This window comes from Tychonema sp. LEGE 06208 (assembly GCF_015207505.1).
Lineage (GTDB): Bacteria > Cyanobacteriota > Cyanobacteriia > Cyanobacteriales > Microcoleaceae > Microcoleus.
In genome coordinates this window covers 13,239-29,180 of the sequence record NZ_JADEWT010000080.1, presented here as the reverse complement: position 1 = coordinate 29,180, position 15,942 = coordinate 13,239, and the positions used below count along the sequence as shown (strand labels likewise).

9 protein-coding genes and 1 pseudogene are annotated in these 15,942 nt (G+C 44.4%); 3 read left to right on the top strand and 7 right to left on the bottom strand.

Annotation, left to right across the window (positions count from 1 at the left end; translation table 11 throughout):
* Together IQ263_RS29955 and IQ263_RS19600 are read right to left on the bottom strand one after the other, a co-directional pair.
* On the bottom strand, window positions 1-158 hold a 158-nt coding region (locus tag IQ263_RS29955), incomplete at its 3' end, for a 4-Cys prefix domain-containing protein (protein ID WP_339384900.1).
* A 456-nt stretch (window positions 159-614) separates the two neighbouring features.
* Complete coding sequence (locus IQ263_RS19600; RefSeq protein ID WP_194069482.1) at window positions 615-1,346, bottom strand: DUF7873 family protein; 732 nt, start codon at window positions 1,344-1,346, stop codon at window positions 615-617.
* Between the two features lie 473 nt (window positions 1,347-1,819).
* Between IQ263_RS19600 and IQ263_RS19595 the strand changes: the two genes are divergently transcribed.
* The gene (locus IQ263_RS19595) at window positions 1,820-2,095 is read left to right on the top strand and encodes a hypothetical protein (RefSeq protein WP_194069480.1); all 276 of its coding nucleotides are present in this window, start codon (window positions 1,820-1,822) and stop codon (window positions 2,093-2,095) included.
* 4 nt (window positions 2,096-2,099) lie between these two features.
* On the opposite strand, the gene IQ263_RS19590 is transcribed toward IQ263_RS19595, so the two are convergent.
* Window positions 2,100-2,993, bottom strand: coding sequence for an EI24 domain-containing protein (locus IQ263_RS19590; protein ID WP_194069478.1), 894 nt, complete (start codon window positions 2,991-2,993; stop codon window positions 2,100-2,102).
* Window positions 2,994-3,059: 66 nt separating this feature from the next.
* On the opposite strand from IQ263_RS19590, the gene IQ263_RS19585 reads away from it, so the two are divergent.
* A complete protein-coding gene (locus IQ263_RS19585; protein ID WP_194069476.1) occupies window positions 3,060-3,809 on the top strand; it encodes a 2-phosphosulfolactate phosphatase family protein in 750 nt (249 codons plus the stop codon).
* A 408-nt stretch (window positions 3,810-4,217) separates the two neighbouring features.
* On the opposite strand, the gene IQ263_RS19580 is transcribed toward IQ263_RS19585, so the two are convergent.
* The 3 genes from IQ263_RS19580 to IQ263_RS19570 all read right to left on the bottom strand — a co-directional run bounded on the left by IQ263_RS19580 (window position 4,218) and on the right by IQ263_RS19570 (window position 12,943).
* Window positions 4,218-5,591 (bottom strand): lipid-A-disaccharide synthase-related protein, encoded by a 1,374-nt coding sequence (locus IQ263_RS19580; protein ID WP_194069475.1) that lies wholly within the window; start codon window positions 5,589-5,591, stop codon window positions 4,218-4,220.
* 427 nt (window positions 5,592-6,018) lie between these two features.
* On the bottom strand, window positions 6,019-11,214 hold the full coding sequence (locus IQ263_RS19575) for a PAS domain S-box protein (RefSeq protein WP_194069473.1): 5,196 nt from the start codon (window positions 11,212-11,214) through the stop codon (window positions 6,019-6,021).
* 436 nt (window positions 11,215-11,650) lie between these two features.
* Complete coding sequence (locus tag IQ263_RS19570) at window positions 11,651-12,943, bottom strand: response regulator (RefSeq protein ID WP_194069471.1); 1,293 nt, start codon at window positions 12,941-12,943, stop codon at window positions 11,651-11,653.
* 5 nt (window positions 12,944-12,948) lie between these two features.
* On the opposite strand from IQ263_RS19570, the pseudogene IQ263_RS29950 reads away from it, so the two are divergent.
* A pseudogene (locus tag IQ263_RS29950) lies at window positions 12,949-13,210 on the top strand (hypothetical protein).
* A 297-nt stretch (window positions 13,211-13,507) separates the two neighbouring features.
* Here IQ263_RS29950 and IQ263_RS19565 read toward each other — a convergent pair.
* Window positions 13,508-15,826 (bottom strand): tetratricopeptide repeat protein, encoded by a 2,319-nt coding sequence (locus tag IQ263_RS19565; protein WP_194069469.1) that lies wholly within the window; start codon window positions 15,824-15,826, stop codon window positions 13,508-13,510.
* Window positions 15,827-15,942 lie beyond the last annotated feature (116 nt).

The following is a 15,942-nucleotide window of genomic DNA, read 5'->3' as shown; positions in this document are numbered from 1 at the left end:
TCTAAGATGTCTGTGGGGCGGGCGGGATTGGGCGATCGCGCTGGTTTAAGGATGCGGTAGCGATCGGCAATTAACAAATCCGTGCGGCAAGCCTGACAATTTTGAGCAGCAGCAGGATTTTCGCGTTGTTCGCATTGAGGATTGATGCAGTAAATCATCTGTCTTGATACGTCCAGGACTGACGGATTTAACGAATTGATTCAATTATTAGCATAAAACCCAGCAGTTCTGACCTTACTACTGGGTTTCTATTTACCGCCCATTTGCACACGCTATCACATTTAAGTCAAGGATTTAAGATTAATAGCATCGCGCTCTACCGATTGAGCTACCCCCCTGCGTTTGGTAGAGGGGGCTGGATATGAGCCAGCAACCTCGATGATGTGATTTTCCTGACATTCGTTTTAGCGATCGGCGGAGAATGCTGAGTTTAGAGTAATAACTTGCTGTTGAATTTGTACGCAATGCTGCCTCTGCCAATTGGGCTACTTCGCTATTGAACGAAGACAGGAGTCGAACCTGCACTGTCACATTTGTACGGTTTAAGTTGAAGTTTTAGATTGAAATTGTACTCGGTTTATATCTTAAACTATAACCATCAAAAAAGCAAGCAATTAGCGGAAAATAAACTGAAAAATTCGCTCTCCCACTCTCTGTTCCTCAACTTCAGAATTGTTAGCTTCTTCGCGGGCGAACATAACAGCTTGCTGCAAGATTTCCACCCTTTGCAGCAACTCATTGATCCGCCGTGCTGGCAAAGCTCCCGAAAACTTGACAGTCCGCCAATAGCCGATCGTAATATCTTCGTAATAAACATCGACTTGCGCCGGATGGTGTTCCGTAGCTTCAGCTTTAACGTGATTGCGCGGAGTTTTAAAAGTCTTGAGAGTTTGCACAGGTTCTGTGGCCCAGCAGTCGGCCGAAGCATCGAAAGTCCAAGTCTCGGAAGCATCTAAGACTGGAAGTTTTTTGATGAATGCTTGCAAATCTGCTAATTGTTTTTCAATGAATAGCAAATAGCTGACTGGAACTTGACTCAAAAGCACATTTCCGTCTACAGTCACGTCCGCGCGAGCGCTACAATTTGTCCAATCTTTGGTTGCGGTTACGTCAAAGAGTTTGGTCAAAACTTCAGTTGTTTTGCGGATAATCTCTTCGGCTTTGACTTCCACTTTTTTGGACTCTGGCGGCAGTTGTTCGCCTTCTTCGTCTTTGGGACGGTAAGTGCGGGAGATTCCAGAAAGCAAAGCTGGCTTCTGGAGGGCTTTTTGGGCTTCTGCTAGTTCTTGGGCGGAGCGGCTTTTGATGCCTTTTTCGATCGCAATAATCTGATTTAAGCGTGCCATTGTTCGATTTTATTGATGCTGAACTCACATCAAGTCCGGTGGATTTTGATAATCAAATTGTTTGTCCTGTGGCTTTTAGGGCTTTGAGGACTTCAGTCTTCAGTACAAACCTCGCGATCGTTCTTTAACCAGACTCGATCAACTTGTAGTATTACATAATTCAATATAAATTACAAGCTTTTTTTGTAGGCGCGGTGCCAAGAGCTCCTGCCGCTACCCGTGCCCAGCAATTTATCTCTCAAAAACTCGGCAAAATCTCTAGCGTCGCTGCCAAACTGTAGCAAATATCACTCTTTGTCAGCGCTCCAACTACCTCTTGAGATAGATGTGCAAATACCTCCTGAAGAGTGTTGCCATATCGAGAAACATTTCTTAACATATAGATAACAAAGGGAATCCGAGGAGACACCAAAAATCCTTAAGCCCTTGGGGTGCCCGGTTAATCAGACTTTTCGCAAACAAGGGCTAAATTAATGAACAAGCAGCAAAACTCCGAAGTTTCAGCATTTTTGCCCATGCTCCAAAAAGGCATTTGGCTGTTTGGGATTCTCTCTTGGATATTCGGGCTGACAGATAGAACTATTGCACTCTTATCTGACGGATATTTGTCGGCGGTTGATATTGTCCAGCTATTTACAGCTTCATTCTTCTTCGTTAGTTGGCTGTTTTTAAGCCCGTTTCTGAGTTTTAAGTCCCAGAGTCAGCGGCAGGTAGAAGACATTCAGCCGAAGGTAGAAGCATCTCCCTAGTTTTTTAAGTTGTAATGTTAGTTTCTGGAGCGATGTTTGTTTCTTGTGGAGCAAAGCGGGCCGGCCAAATGCGATCGCAAAAAAACAAAGTTCCCGCAGTCACGCACAGCGGAATGGCCAACAGATTCAACAGCGGAATGCTCACCAAACCCAAACACACTAAACCAAAACTCCCGCTAGCCGGCAAACTCGCCCAAATTATTTCTAACTTCTCCTGAAAAGGCCGCCTCCGCCTCTCCAAAGGTGCATCTAAAAAATCTAAACAGACAATCGTCGCGCCCAAAGCTACGCCGCCCAAAGTGCTAAGAATAGAGCCGACACCAGGGATAAAATTTAGCAGCAGCAGGGGTATACCAACGCTCAACAAAATTTGTAGTTTTCGCAGTTCAAAGGCGATCGCCCTTTGAATATCCCCAAAAACACTAGCCAAATTCATTGGGGCTTCTGCGGGCAATTGACCGTTCCGCAGCAGTTCCAATTGTTCGGAAAGTTTGCCGTACCAGGGCGAACCTAAAATCACGCCAAACTGCACTAACAAAAATCCGATGATTAGCAAAAGTCCTGACACTAGGAGTACGCGCAGCAGCCAGCCGAAAGCAACTGTCAACCCGCCCAAAAAGCTCAGCCAAGCTGGCAAATTCGCAATTAAATCATTAAATCGGAGGGATAAATCGGCTACTAAAACGTCTATGCCTGCCAAACTGGGAAATAGCAAGCTTAAATAAAGTCCGGTACCAATTAGAAAATTTAGTAAGACGGGAACTAATACATAACTCCACAGCTTGGGAGTTTGCCAAATCAGCGTGAAAGCTCGAAAAGGATAGGTGAAACCTGCCAGGAGTCGAATTGGTGCAGTAATGGCGCTGCGGGCGGGATTTGAATTGAGCTGTTTTGACATATTAGGGGTGAGAGCGTCATTTTCTATTATTATTGCCTATGAGGATTTATTGCAGGTTGCCCAAAAGTGAAGCTTTTTATTTACCATACCCCGGAACTTACGCCAGCGGACAAAATGCCGGCTTGCGCGATCGCAGTTGATGTGCTGCGGGCGACTACGACAATGGCGACGGCCCTGAATAATGGGGCGGAAGCTGTCCAAGTTTTCAGCGACTTAGATAAGCTGATGGCAGAGAGCGAAAAATGGCCTGCAGACAAGCGGATTCGGGCTGGAGAGCGTGGCGGAGGCAAAGTTGACGGTTTTGACATGGGGAATTCTCCGCTGGACTGCGCGCGAGAAAAGGTGAGTGGGAAGCGCATTTTTATCAGTACAACTAACGGTACTCGGGCTTTGCAACGAGTGCAAGCTGCTGCAACTGTGCTGACGGCGGCTTTGATTAACCGCAAATCTGTAGTGCAGTTTTTGTTAAGCAAAAAGCCGGAAAGTATTTGGATTGTGGGTTCTGGTTGGGAAGGGAGTTATTCGTTGGAGGATACGGTTTGTGCTGGGGCGATCGCCCAAAGCCTGCTATCAGAAAGCGGTATTCCGGCGATCGATTTTGCTGGTAACGATGAAGTATTTGCGGCGATCGCTCTTTATTGGCAGTGGCAAGATCGGCTGCACGAATTGTTGGAAAAAGCCAGTCACGGCCAGCGCCTGTTGCGTATGGGCGTGATTGAAGATTTAAAATATTGCGCGCAATTGGATACTTTAGATGTGCTTCCCATGCAGCGAGAACCGGGTGTTTTGGTGAAGTCTGATTTTAAAATTTCTTAGGCTAATTTCAGGTTTCCATCTTGGGAAAAAACTAGGAATTAATTTTTTTTGAGTGCAGTATTAGTAGGGTGTGCCCTTATAGAACCTTACTTGAAAAACGACGATAAAATAGGTTTGTAGTGCGGACTTCAGTCCGCTTTCATATTGCGGACTAAAGTCCGTAATACAAACCGGGACTTGCATTCCCAACGATCGAACAACGGAAATTATACTAAATCCGGGTTTGTCATCCCATTTTTGTTATTGTTCGCGAACAATGACAAAAATGGCTCGGATACGTGGATTTAGTATTAGTAGTTAGCGAACAAGATTGTTTTTATAGAAAGTTGAATTAAAGATATTCCGTAGCAACATATAGCGGTTTTCAAGCGTGGTAAAGTATGCCCTATGCCCGGTTTGGCCTATGCCCTAATGTATTGGAGGCAATTTAGAATTACCGAACCGCTGAATTAAACACTCGGCAATTCTGGCGGCGGCACCGGGTTCTCCCATGCGGCGCAAGCCATTTTCAGCGATTAACTGCAATCTGTCGGGATCGCGGAACAAAGACTGTACTGCGCCGGCAACTTCGGCGGGATGTTTGACTAAAATTAATGACGGGCCTAACAGGCGACTTTGGGCTTCTGCAAAGGCGGGGGTAAATTGCGGGCCGTTTCCGGGAATGGCGATCGCGGGTTTTCCTAAACCGACAAATTGTTCTGTAGCGGTTCCAGCCATTGCTATTGCTACATCGGCTTCATACAAACAATCGTTAAAACTTTGCTGAGTTAAAATCATCGTGGCGTTTCTCTGCACAAAGGTCAAGGGCAATAGCAAATTAGGAAATTCTTGCCGAATTTCTTGAGGGCTAGAAACGGGAGGCCGCAAAATACTTCCTTCTCGCCGCTGCGTTTTTATTTCGCCGTCTTGTCGCCAGCCGAAAAATTCTAATATAGGTCGCAAAGCTTCTAAGTTTAACTCGGGAGAAATGGCTCCGAAAAATAACAGTTTACGATCGGCAAACAAGGACAAAATTCCGCCTGCAGCCTCTACTATTAGCTGCCAATTAGCATAGGCTTCCGGCGCTCTAGAGCCGGGGAGTAAGGTGATGACGAGCGATCGCTCCTTTTCCCGAAACTCTGCATCAGGGCCGTAAAAACTGGCTGGGTTTTCCGGTTCGAGTCCGTCCATCATGGGATTGCCAAGATTGTAGGCGGAAATTCCCAGCTTTTCTAAAGTCTCGGCGGTTAGCGCATCCCGGACAAAAACGGCGCGACAGCGGTTTCTCGTCATCAACCAGCGCTCCCAAAGGAAATAAACCGATCGCGGCGACGAAATCCAAGCAAACAAGCCGGATTTGCGAGCCAGAGGCCCGTTCTCGTCCCGCAAATAATAGTCGGACTTGGCGGTACCGACAAAAGCATAGGGCGCGCCAGCGAGCCAAGCAAACAGCAGCGGTACGATATCGCCGCAGGCTAAGATCACCGCGTCTTGATTGCCAGACTGTGTTTGCGATCGCACCCAAGCGCGGATCGCTTTAAACTGAGCTACGGTCAACTGCAGCAGGCCGCCTTTGACATCCCGCAAAAATTCCCTTCCATCCATGTAGATAAATCCGCCCGAAGGCATCCGCTGCACCGGGCCGATGATGCGGGCGTTTTCTAGTTGAGCGAAAGCTTGCCCTTCGCCCACTAGCGGAAACACGGCTAATTCTGGGGGGTGCGGGTGCTGTTGCAGTTCCCGCAAGATGCGAAGGGCGATCGCGTCTTCTCCGTGGCCGTTACTGAGGCAAAGTAATTTCAATCCCAACTCTCTCAAAAACTCTACTGTCAACAAATAGCCTAAAACCCCTGCGACTTCAGTCTAGCGATGAAAGGCTACTTTACAGGTTATTTTACCAGAAAACTCTTATTTTAAATAGCATAAAATACCGTAAAATTGACCCAGATCGGCGCGACTCAAAATTTATGTTGAGGACTTTCTTTCTCACTACAAACACATTTTATGTCAGGTAATTGAGCCGATACTATTAGATACCAAACCATGCTTAAATATCTTGATTGTTGATTTGACATCAAATCCTCTCTTCATCGAAATAGTAAATTAACAGTTAACAGTTAACAGTTAACTGTTAACATCATGTATGAGTGCAACCAGAATTGATTTAATTTGGCGCGGACATCATTTGCTTGGTAACGGTTTAAATCCCCAAACCCGAAAAACCGACGAGCTACTGCCCCTCGATATACTGCTTTAAAATCCTCCGAATTTGTTTGAGCTGAAATCCCTTAGCAAGTTGGCGTAAGTTCGTGACAAACGGCACTAATCTTGGTTCCAGAATTTCCAGATTAGCCGTTTCCTGAAAAAAATCTTCAATGTCGCCCATAGCTGCGAGTTTCAAAAGTTTTGCTACCGACTCAGAAGCAGCAGATAACAGAGCAGAATAAACAGGAAAATTAGATACTGGTGACAAACTGGAAGTTTTGCGCTTTTTGTTTCCCGAAGATGCTTCGTAAATCCATTCTAGTCCCAAATGAACGCGCAACTGTTCCAAAAAGTGATTTGCTTCGATCGGCTTGGGAAGAAAATCATCGCACCGGGAGAGGATGAGCTCTTGCTGCACAGACTCGAAAACGCTAGCTGACATAGCGATTAATATCACATCTTTTAATTCCGGCAACTGCCGCAGTCTGCTTGCAGTTTCTAAGCCATCCATTACAGGCATCCGCAAGTCCATTAAAATCAGATCCGGGTGAAATTCAACTGCTTTGTAGAGGCATTCTTGAGCGTTCCCGGCCTCTGCAATTTCAAACCCCAAACGCCCCAGCAGCCTGCACAACAAATCGCGATTTAGTTGATTTTCTTCCAGAATTAGCACTTTCCGTTTGTTACCGACAAAACCGACAAGCCAGTGTTTGTCACGCAAAGGAGACACTTCTAAGTACCGTTTGGCTGCAGGCAATTCTACATCCAGCCAGAAAGTGCTGCCTTTTCCCAAAATGCTGTTGACGCGAATTTCGCTGCCCATCAGTTTCGCTAATTTCTGGCTGATTGAGAGCCCTAAACCCGTGCCTTCAACAAAGGTATTTCCTCCTACTTGGTGGAATGGCAAAAATATTTCTTCTAATTTATCTTGCTCTATTCCAGTCCCGGTATCCTCTATTTGAAAGCGAATTTTTAAAGCGTGTTGGGCTGCAATTGCATTATGGGCGAAACGCAGATAATTTTCTTTCAGTTCCGAACTCAAAATCGAGAAATCGTAATTTTCTTCTCTGCCTCTATTCCAAGCTTCTGTGCCGACATAGCCGACTTTTAAAGTTACTCCGCCGCTGTTAGTAAATTTTACGGCATTGCTGAGTAAGTTGATCAAAATTTGACGCAATCTTTTTCTGTCGATACTGACGCAGCTAGGCAGGGGAGATACTTGTTCGTAATTGAATAAAATTGCTTTTTGAGATGCCCGCATCTGAAACAGATCGGCAATATTTTTGGTAAAATTTAGAAAATTTAACTCTTCTGGGTAGAGTTTCATTTTTCTAGCTTCTATTTTGGAAAGGTCTAAAACATCGTCGATTAACATCAGCAAGTGTTCGCCGCACTGTTGAATGTTGGTGAGACTTTCTTGGTGATCTGAGCTTAAGTCTTTGTCGGTTTTTAGGATTTGAGCGTAACCTAAAACTCCGTTTAAAGGCGTGCGGAGTTCGTGGCTCATGTTAGCGAGAAATTCGCTTTTGGCGCGGTTGGCGGTTTCTGCGGCTAATGCTGCTTGTTGGAGGGCGGCTTCTGCTTGTTTGCGATCGGCAATTTCGGTTTGTGCTTGTTGAAATAGTGTCGATTGCTGGATCGCGATCGCCAATTGCACGCACAGTTGTCGCAGCGCTTCTATTTCTGAGGGTTCCCAGGAACGGGGGCCGCTGCAATCCTGGGCGATCAGCAGTCCCCAAAGCTTATTTTCAGCGGTGGGTTGGCTATGGGAAATGCTTTCTCGTGCTTGTAAAATCGGTACTATTAAGTTAGCTTTTACTTCAAATCCTTCGAGAAATTTCATGTGGCATTCTGTCAGATTTTCTCGGTAAATATCTTCCATCGATCTAATATAGCCTTGCTGATAAACCTCAACAAATCTCTCTTTAAAACAGCCGTCAATATTGTTAAAGTTTTGCAGCGAAATTATATTATTTGCCACGGATTCCACAACGACACAACCGCTCCAGTCGGGATTAAAACGGTAAATAACTGTGCGGTCTATTTGCAAGAATTGTCGTACTTGTTCGACAGCAGCGGTGAGAATTTCTTCTAAATTGAGGGAGGAGCGAATGCGATCGAGCATGGCAACTACCAGTCTTTCTCGCCTTAATTGTTGCAGCAGCGCCATCTCGGCTTTTTTGCGTTCAGTGATGTCGGTAATTACTCCCACTAACCCGATTAAATTTCCAGTTTCATCTTTAATGCAGTCGGCGCGAAATAAAGTTGTCAGCGGTTCGTTGCTTTTAGTTTTGATTTTGACTTCGCCTTGCCAAGATTTGCCTTTACGGATCGTTTTAAACATCTCTAGCAACACTTGATTTTGGGAGTATATTGCTGTTGCTCCGCCGGCGGCGTTCAGTTCTTCTGCTGTGTAGCCGTACCGGTGAATAAAGGCTTGATTGTGGTAGATCGATCGCCCTCTCAAGTCAGCAATGCAGATCGCGTCGCTGGTGCTTTCTACGGCTTGAGTCACCCGCAGCAGGTTTAATTCGGCTTGTTTGCGATCGGTAATATCTGTAATAGTGCCGATATAGCCTTTAATGTCTTGCTGTTCTCCGATTTCTGCGATCGCCTGACCGATCGCCCAAACTACACGACCGTCTGGATGCTGAAAGCGGTATTCTGATTTAAAAGGAATTTTGTCAATAATTGCTCGATACCATTCATTTTTCACCCGTTCCGCATCATCGGGATGAATGGCATTCATCCAGCCAGTTTCTGCTGCCAATTCTGCCTTTAATCCCGTGATTTTGCTCCACCGCTGATTCACATAAAGGCAATTGCCAAACGCATCGCTGTGAAATATGCAAACTGGCGATGCTTCTGCCAAAGTTTGATAGCGACGCTGGCTCGATCGCAGTGCAGATTCTACCTGTTTTCTATTAGTAATATCGCGGACAATCGAAATTATTTCGCCGCCTGCCAGCATTGTCAGCGACAATTCTTGAGGGAACTTAGTACCGTCGTGGCGCTGACCAGTCGCTTCTATATTGCAGTACCCTTTTTCGAGGAAACTCGGCATTACTTCACGTTCAAGATATTGAATTTCGGCGGGGCTGTAGAGCAGTTGCCATGTCTTCCCGTGCAGTTCGCTAGCGCTAGTCAAGCCGTACATTTTCAGATAAGCGTCGTTTGAATAAATACATTCTTTGCGATCGTTAAAAATAGCAATACCGTCATAAGCAGCGCCCATAGCTACTGCTTGCCGCTGAAGTTCCGACTCAGCTTGTTTGCGAGAAGTAATGTCGTGACCGACTGAGTAGATTAAACCTTCTTCGCTAAAAGGCGATGCCGTCCACAGCAGGCATTTGTAAGAACCGTCTTTGCAGATATAGCGGTTTTCAAAGGAGATACTGGAGATACCGGCGATTAGTTTTAGCCCTTCGGCTGCGGTGGCTTTTCGATCGTCAGGATGAACAAATTCGATCATTGGCTTGGCAAAAAAATCAGCACTATCGTAGCCTAGAACCGTTGACCAAGCTGGGTTTAAACGTTTAAAATAGCCGTCGAAACCGATAATGCAAAGCAAGTCTAAGGAAATCGTAAAAAAGCGATCGCGCTCTGCTTGTGCCTGCTTTAACTCAGTAATATCGATCACTAAACCGTCCCAGAGAATATCGCCTTCGCTCCTAGATTTGCTCTCATTATTGAGCCTTTCCGGTCTCGCGGCTCCTTGCAGCCACTTAACTTTTCCTGATGGCATAATCTGTCGCCACTGCTGCTGCCAAGGTTCCAGCGTAGCGGCTGAAACTGCTATAGATGTTTCTAAATCCAAGCGATCCTGTGGATGAAAACCGGAGAAAATTATTTCTGCATTTTGCTCTATTACTTCTGCCTCTAATTCGTACAGTTCGCGACTACCTGAAGAAACATAGGGGAAAGACATTTCTCCAGTTACTGACCTTCGGAATTGATAAATTACTCCCGGCAGGTTGGCCACCAGTTTTTGAAATCTAAATTCGCTTTGCTCCAATGCTATTTGCTGCCTTCTGTATTCGGTAAAATCTCTAATTGTACCAACTATTACTTTACTGCCGTCTGCTTTTTTAAAAACGCTTTTTTTGGTAGAAATAATCCGTTCTTGGCCTGCGGTGTCTGTGAGATTTTCTTCATTTTCTAAACAAATTTCCCCAGTCAATACTTCTTCATCTTTGAGCCAAAAAACATCCGCTTCTGATTTGGGAAAAAAATCATAGTCTGATTTCCCGATCAGTTCTTGTCGCGATTTGCCGAGCAACTGACAAAAAGCATCATTTAATATAATCCAGCGGTGCTGCTGGTCTTTGACAAAAATTGGGTCTGGCGTAGCATTTATGGTATGGTTTAAAAATTCTTCTGACGCTTTCAATTTGGCTTCATAGCGGTAGCGATCGCTCACGTCCAACACTACTTTAATCATCCGGTCGATCGAGCCATCTCGGCCGCGGATGCAGCGCAGCGAAATTCGCGTGTGAACTAGGTCGCCGTCTTTTTTGAACCATCTTTTATCACAGATGTAACCGTCGCTCGTACCTGCTAAAATCTGAGATAATTGTTCTATGTTAGTGCTTAAATCATCTGGATGAGCCAACTCGATCCAGTTTTTTTGCAAAAGTTCTTCGCGCTCGTAGCCCAGCAAATTGCACAGCGCATCGTTAACTTCTATCCAATTGCAATTTTCACCCATTGCGGGGTCAAGAATTGGAGCGATAATAGCAATTCCGATCAAAGAATTTTCCACCACCGAGCGATATTTTTCTTCGCTTTTTCGTAAAGCATCTTGACTGTTCTGCCGTTCTATGGCGTAACGGAGCGATCGAATTAACAGTTCGCCATCGATTTTTCTTTTGACTAAATAATCCTGTACGCCCGCCGAAATTAACCGCAGGGCAAGCTCTTCGTCGTTTTGGGCCGTCAAAACTACGATCGGCACATTTACCCCGTACTCTTGCACCCGAGCCACCGTCTCGATTCCCAGACTGTCAGGCAGTGAAAGGTCTAATAAAATTATGTCAAAAGTTTCTTGACTCAATCGCTGCAGCGCTTCGCTGAGACGCTCTACTTTCGTCAGCAATATCTGCTGCCGGTCGCTCATTCCTGACAGCAAATCTTCAATAAGCTCAGCTTCCTGAGAGTTGTCTTCTACCAACAAAACTTTAAAGGAGGTAGGAGGCACAGCTAAGTTAAAAACTGCTTTCATAATATTTATTAATCAAAAATTTGTCAAGCTAACTTGGATTTGATCTTTTATTGCCAGGGCAGTTATTGAATTCCACCTACAGATACATTAGCAGTCAGTCGATTTGCGATTGGAGCATTGAAGATTTTAGATTTACTTGCAGCAGATGAATCCGCGAACTTGAACTTGAATCTCAATGTTGGGGCGTTCCACAACTTAAGTCGGGCGCTTGTATCTGTTTTTGGGCGGTGTGAGATTGTGCTGTAAGCGATCGCTACAAAAAACGTCTTGAAGACTTATAATCATATCACAAAATTACTCCGCTGTCAACGCAAAATATTTTTGATTTCAACCTAAAATTTAACTTATACCTTCTAGTTTCTGCCTTAAAATAGCGGATTCAATTAAGTTTAGCTTGCCTTCTAAGTTTCACATAAATACCTGCATCATGTCTCGATTAAGCAATAGTAAAATGAAAATTTGAACCTTGACTAGGTTCAGACTCCACCCAAATACATCCGCCGTGACGCTGCACAATCTTTTGACAAATTGCTAAACCAATACCTGTACCAGAATATTCTCTTTGAGTGTGCAAGCGCTGGAAAATTTGAAAGATGCGTTCTTGATGCTTCACAGCAATCCCAATTCCATTGTCCGAGACAGAAAATAACCAGTTTTCATCTTGTTGACTAGCAGTAATATGAACCACAGGCGGTGCATCGTGGCGATATTTAATCGCATTGCTAACTAAATTTTGAAAAAGCTGCACGAGCTGAGAAAAATCCCCCATTACCGTTGGTAATTCGCTGTAACTAACAACTGCTTGAGTGTCGCGAATCGCCCCTTGCAGGTTGGCGATTGCTTGCTGGAGTGCGCGATCGCAATCTGTCAGTTCAAAAGGTTTCTGACTCCGGCCAACTCGCGAATATTCCAGCAAATCGTCAATTAAAGTTTGCATTCTCGTGCAGCCCTGAACAATATTGCCGATAAACTTACTAGCTTGGTCATCGAGTTGGTCTTTGTAGCGCTTTTCTAAAAGTTGAGCGTAGCTAGCAATGGTTCCTAAAGGCGCTTGCAAGTCGTGAGAAGCCACATAAGCAAATTGTTCGAGTTCCGCATTTGAGCGCGCCAATTCTTGGTTAGATTTTAATAGAGCAGATTCGGCGCGCTGGCGGTTTGCAATCTCTTTTTGAAGCAACAAATTTTGCTCTTGTAGAGCTTTTTCAACGGCGAGGCGGTGGCTGATTTCTTCTTGTAAAATTTGATTTTTTTCGTAAATATTTTTTTCGACTTCCAAGCGGCTGCTGATTTCTTCTTGAAGCAGCACATTTTGTTGTATTAGCTGTTTTTGTAAATTCCGCAAGGTGAGATGACTTTCGATGCGTGCGAGCACTTCTTCAAACTGAAACGGCTTGCTGATGTAGTCAACTGCTCCCACAGCAAAAGCGTTTACTTTGTCGAATACTTCATCTTTAGCACTGATAAAAATTACGGGAATTTCCCGAGTTTTTTCTTCGGATTTCAGGTGCTGACAGACTTCGTAGCCGTTCATTTCCGGCATCATGATGTCGAGCAAAATCAAATCTGGAGGATTGGAATTGCAGGCTCTGAGAGCCATTTGCCCGTTAATCACGCAGCGGGGCGCGTACCCCCGATGAGTCAACATCGTAGACAACAGGCGCAGGTTTTCTGGCGTATCGTCTACTACTAAAATGTTTCCTAATTGTATCTCTTGTGGGTTATTATTCATTGATTATTTCCTCAGTATAAAGTTATTAGTTATTGGTTATTGGTCATTGGTTATTGGTCATTAGTTATTGGTCATTAGTTATTGGTTATTGGTTATTGGTTATTGGTTATTGGTCATTGGTTATTGGTCATTGGTTATTGGTCATTAGTTATTGGTTATTGGTTATTGGTTATTGGTTATTGGTTATTGGTTATTGGTGATATCGTGTCCGATGGATTGAAAACAATAAGATTGGATCGCACGCGCGATCCCTTTTTGTTGTGGTGAGCGATCAGGCATTAGTCATCAGGCATTAGTCATCAGGAAGAAGGAAGGAAGGAAGAAGGAAGAAGGAAGAAGCAAAAAATAAAAAGAACAGGAAAGCAGGAAGAATTAAGTTTTTAGGAATATTTTCAGTAAGAAATTCCTCACCATCTTGGGGTAGATACACTTGATTTTTTGCTCAGACAAAACAAACGATTTCTTGGTAGAAATATTGGACAAATCAAACGAATAATTCGCTCATAAACCAGTTTTTTAGCCGTTTGCTTTGTGCAATTGCTGTGAGTCTTCGTTTACCAATCTTCAAATCTCCAGCAGCAGAGTCAAAGCGTTATTGTACCAAGTCAATCCTTTATTTAAAACCTTAAATCCAGCTACTTTGCACATAGATTCTAAAGCAGAAGCTGTAGGCAACCACCACCACGGTCCAAAGTCGTTGATGTCAAAAACTGCTTTCTCAATTACTCCAAGAATTGGTGTGCCGTAGGTGTATTGCTGCCAGTAAGCTGCTAATATAGAGCGTTCTGCTTCGCTCAAAGCGGGAATGAAGATTACCCCAGAAGCTGGAATTTCGTAGCGCCCCCGCTCGTTTTCTATAACTTCTTGGGTAATAGCTGAAGTTAAGATTAAATACTGCCCTGTTATTTGACGCAAGCTCATTAAAATTTGCAAAGGGTGGGGGTGATGGTACAAAACTCCTGCACAGTGGACTACACCGTAAGGTTCGCCAATTTCTGCGGGCTGAATCTGAGTTATATCTCGACTGATACAATTATAATTAGCAATATTTAAACTTGCCATACGATCGCGAAAATCTTGCCAAATTTCTTGTGATGCGGGGGTGACATCAATCATTGTTAGAGAAACTGCACCGTATTTGCTTGCTATAGATACTTTTTCGTTGACGGTTCCCCACAAGCCGCCGACTTCTGCAAAAGTCTGATTTTTGACGACTCGGGCAATGTAGCGATCGCGAATATCGTCAATTTCCAACTCTAATAATAAACTGCGATCGCCACTTTGATGTTTTTGATCCAATATTTGCGCTAATTTTGCAGATATTGCTGCATCTTCCGGCCGTATTTCTAATGCCATCAAGTACAAAACAATCGCTGCGTCAAGCCGATCGCCATCAACAAACTTTTGGGCGGTTTCGCAGTAAAATTCTGGAGAGTGCAGCGGTTGCAATTCGTGGTGATAGTAGCTGGTTGCGGAGTCTAAATTTGCTGGAGTTTTTTCGCTCAAAGCGGCGGCTAACTTGGCGTAAATTTTTGGGAGAGAAGGCTCGATTTGTAAGGCGCAAAGGTAAGCGGAAACAGCCTTATTCCAGTCGTGCATTTCAGTCAAAGCATCGCCTAGATTGTAATAAGACCAAGCAAAATTTGGGTTGAGTTCAATGGCACGCTCATAAGCGGTAGCGGCTGCTTTCCACTGCTGGGTTTTCAACAGCGCTTCTCCTAAATTGTGGTAAGTCCAAAAAAAATCTGGATTGAGTTCGATCGCCCGCTGGTAGGCGAAGGTTGCCGCCAACCAATCCTGGAGTTTAACTAAAGTCAAAGCTAAGTTATAATGAGACCAAAAAAAATCGGAATTAAGGGCGATCGCGCTTTCGTAGGCTGTGGCAGCTTCCGACCATTTTTCTAGTTGAAAAAGCGCCTCTCCCAACTTGTGAAAAAAGCCAGAACAATTCGGATCTAAGTCAACAGCCTGCTGGTAGGCTGCGGCGGATTCCGACCATTTTTCTAATTTGCCACAAGCTTCGCCGATGCTGTAGTAAGACCAAGAAAAATCAGGGTTAATTTCAACAGCAGTGCGGTAGACAATTAAAGCTTCTTGCCATTGCTCTAGCTCTAGCAAAACTGCGCCTAAATTAAAATAACACCAAAATGAATTCGGATTCAATTCAATACTTTCGCGATAGGCTTTTTCGGCTTCGTTCCAGAGTTGTTTCTCTTGAAAAACTCTTCCGAGTTTGTAATGAAATTCCGAAATATCTGGTTGAATTTTAATAGCTTGACGGTAGCTTAAAATAGCTTCATCCCAATGTTTTAGCTCGGTGGCTGCTTCGGCTAATTGGCAGTAAGCTTCGCAAAAACTAGGGTTTAAATAAATGGTGCGACGATAACAAATTATGGCTTTTTGAATTTTATTTTGCGCCAATAAAATATTACCTAAATCTAGATATTCTGAAGCTGTTTCTATCGGTTCCACCATGAGTGCTTGATAGGAGCAGTCTGCTGCTTTTTCTGGTTGACCGAGTTGGGTAAATATGCGGCTCAAATTGCGGTAAAATCCTGCACAGTCGGGTTGCAGGGAGATAGCTTTTTGGTAAAAGGCGATCGCCTCTTGCCACTGTTGCAAACTAGCGCTGAGCGTGCCGAGGTTAGCAAAAGCTTCGGCAAAATCGGGTTTGTGGGCGATCGCAACTTTATACCAATACTTTGCGTCTTCTAGATTGCCCTGAGCTTGCAGCGCCTTCCCTAGGGTTTTGCAAGTCTCGGCAGAATCGGGGTGCGATGCGAGAATTTGGTGGCAAAGTGCGATCGCCTCCTCCAACTTCCCAAAAGCTAAATATATTTCTGCCTGTTGTTGCAAATCAAGCGCTGCTGTTTCTGAATTCACTTACCGCGTTCCTGTTGAGTAATAATGACCTGTATGATTGTAGAGCAAAACCTGTCTAATTTCCAGATTGTGCACAGACATCTGCTTTACTGTAAATACCGGAGCGCCTGCTGGGC

Bases quoted from the DNA above. Each gene is read 5' to 3' on its own strand.
- IQ263_RS19575 (WP_194069473.1), bottom strand. From the start codon at position 11,214: ATGAAAGCAGTTTTTAACTTAGCTGTGCCTCCTACCTCCTTTAAAGTT.
- IQ263_RS19595 (WP_194069480.1), top strand. From the start codon at position 1,820: ATGAACAAGCAGCAAAACTCCGAAGTTTCAGCATTTTTGCCCATGCTC.
- IQ263_RS19600 (WP_194069482.1), bottom strand. From the start codon at position 1,346: ATGGCACGCTTAAATCAGATTATTGCGATCGAAAAAGGCATCAAAAGC.
- IQ263_RS19590 (WP_194069478.1), bottom strand. From the start codon at position 2,993: ATGTCAAAACAGCTCAATTCAAATCCCGCCCGCAGCGCCATTACTGCA.
- IQ263_RS19570 (WP_194069471.1), bottom strand. From the start codon at position 12,943: ATGAATAATAACCCACAAGAGATACAATTAGGAAACATTTTAGTAGTA.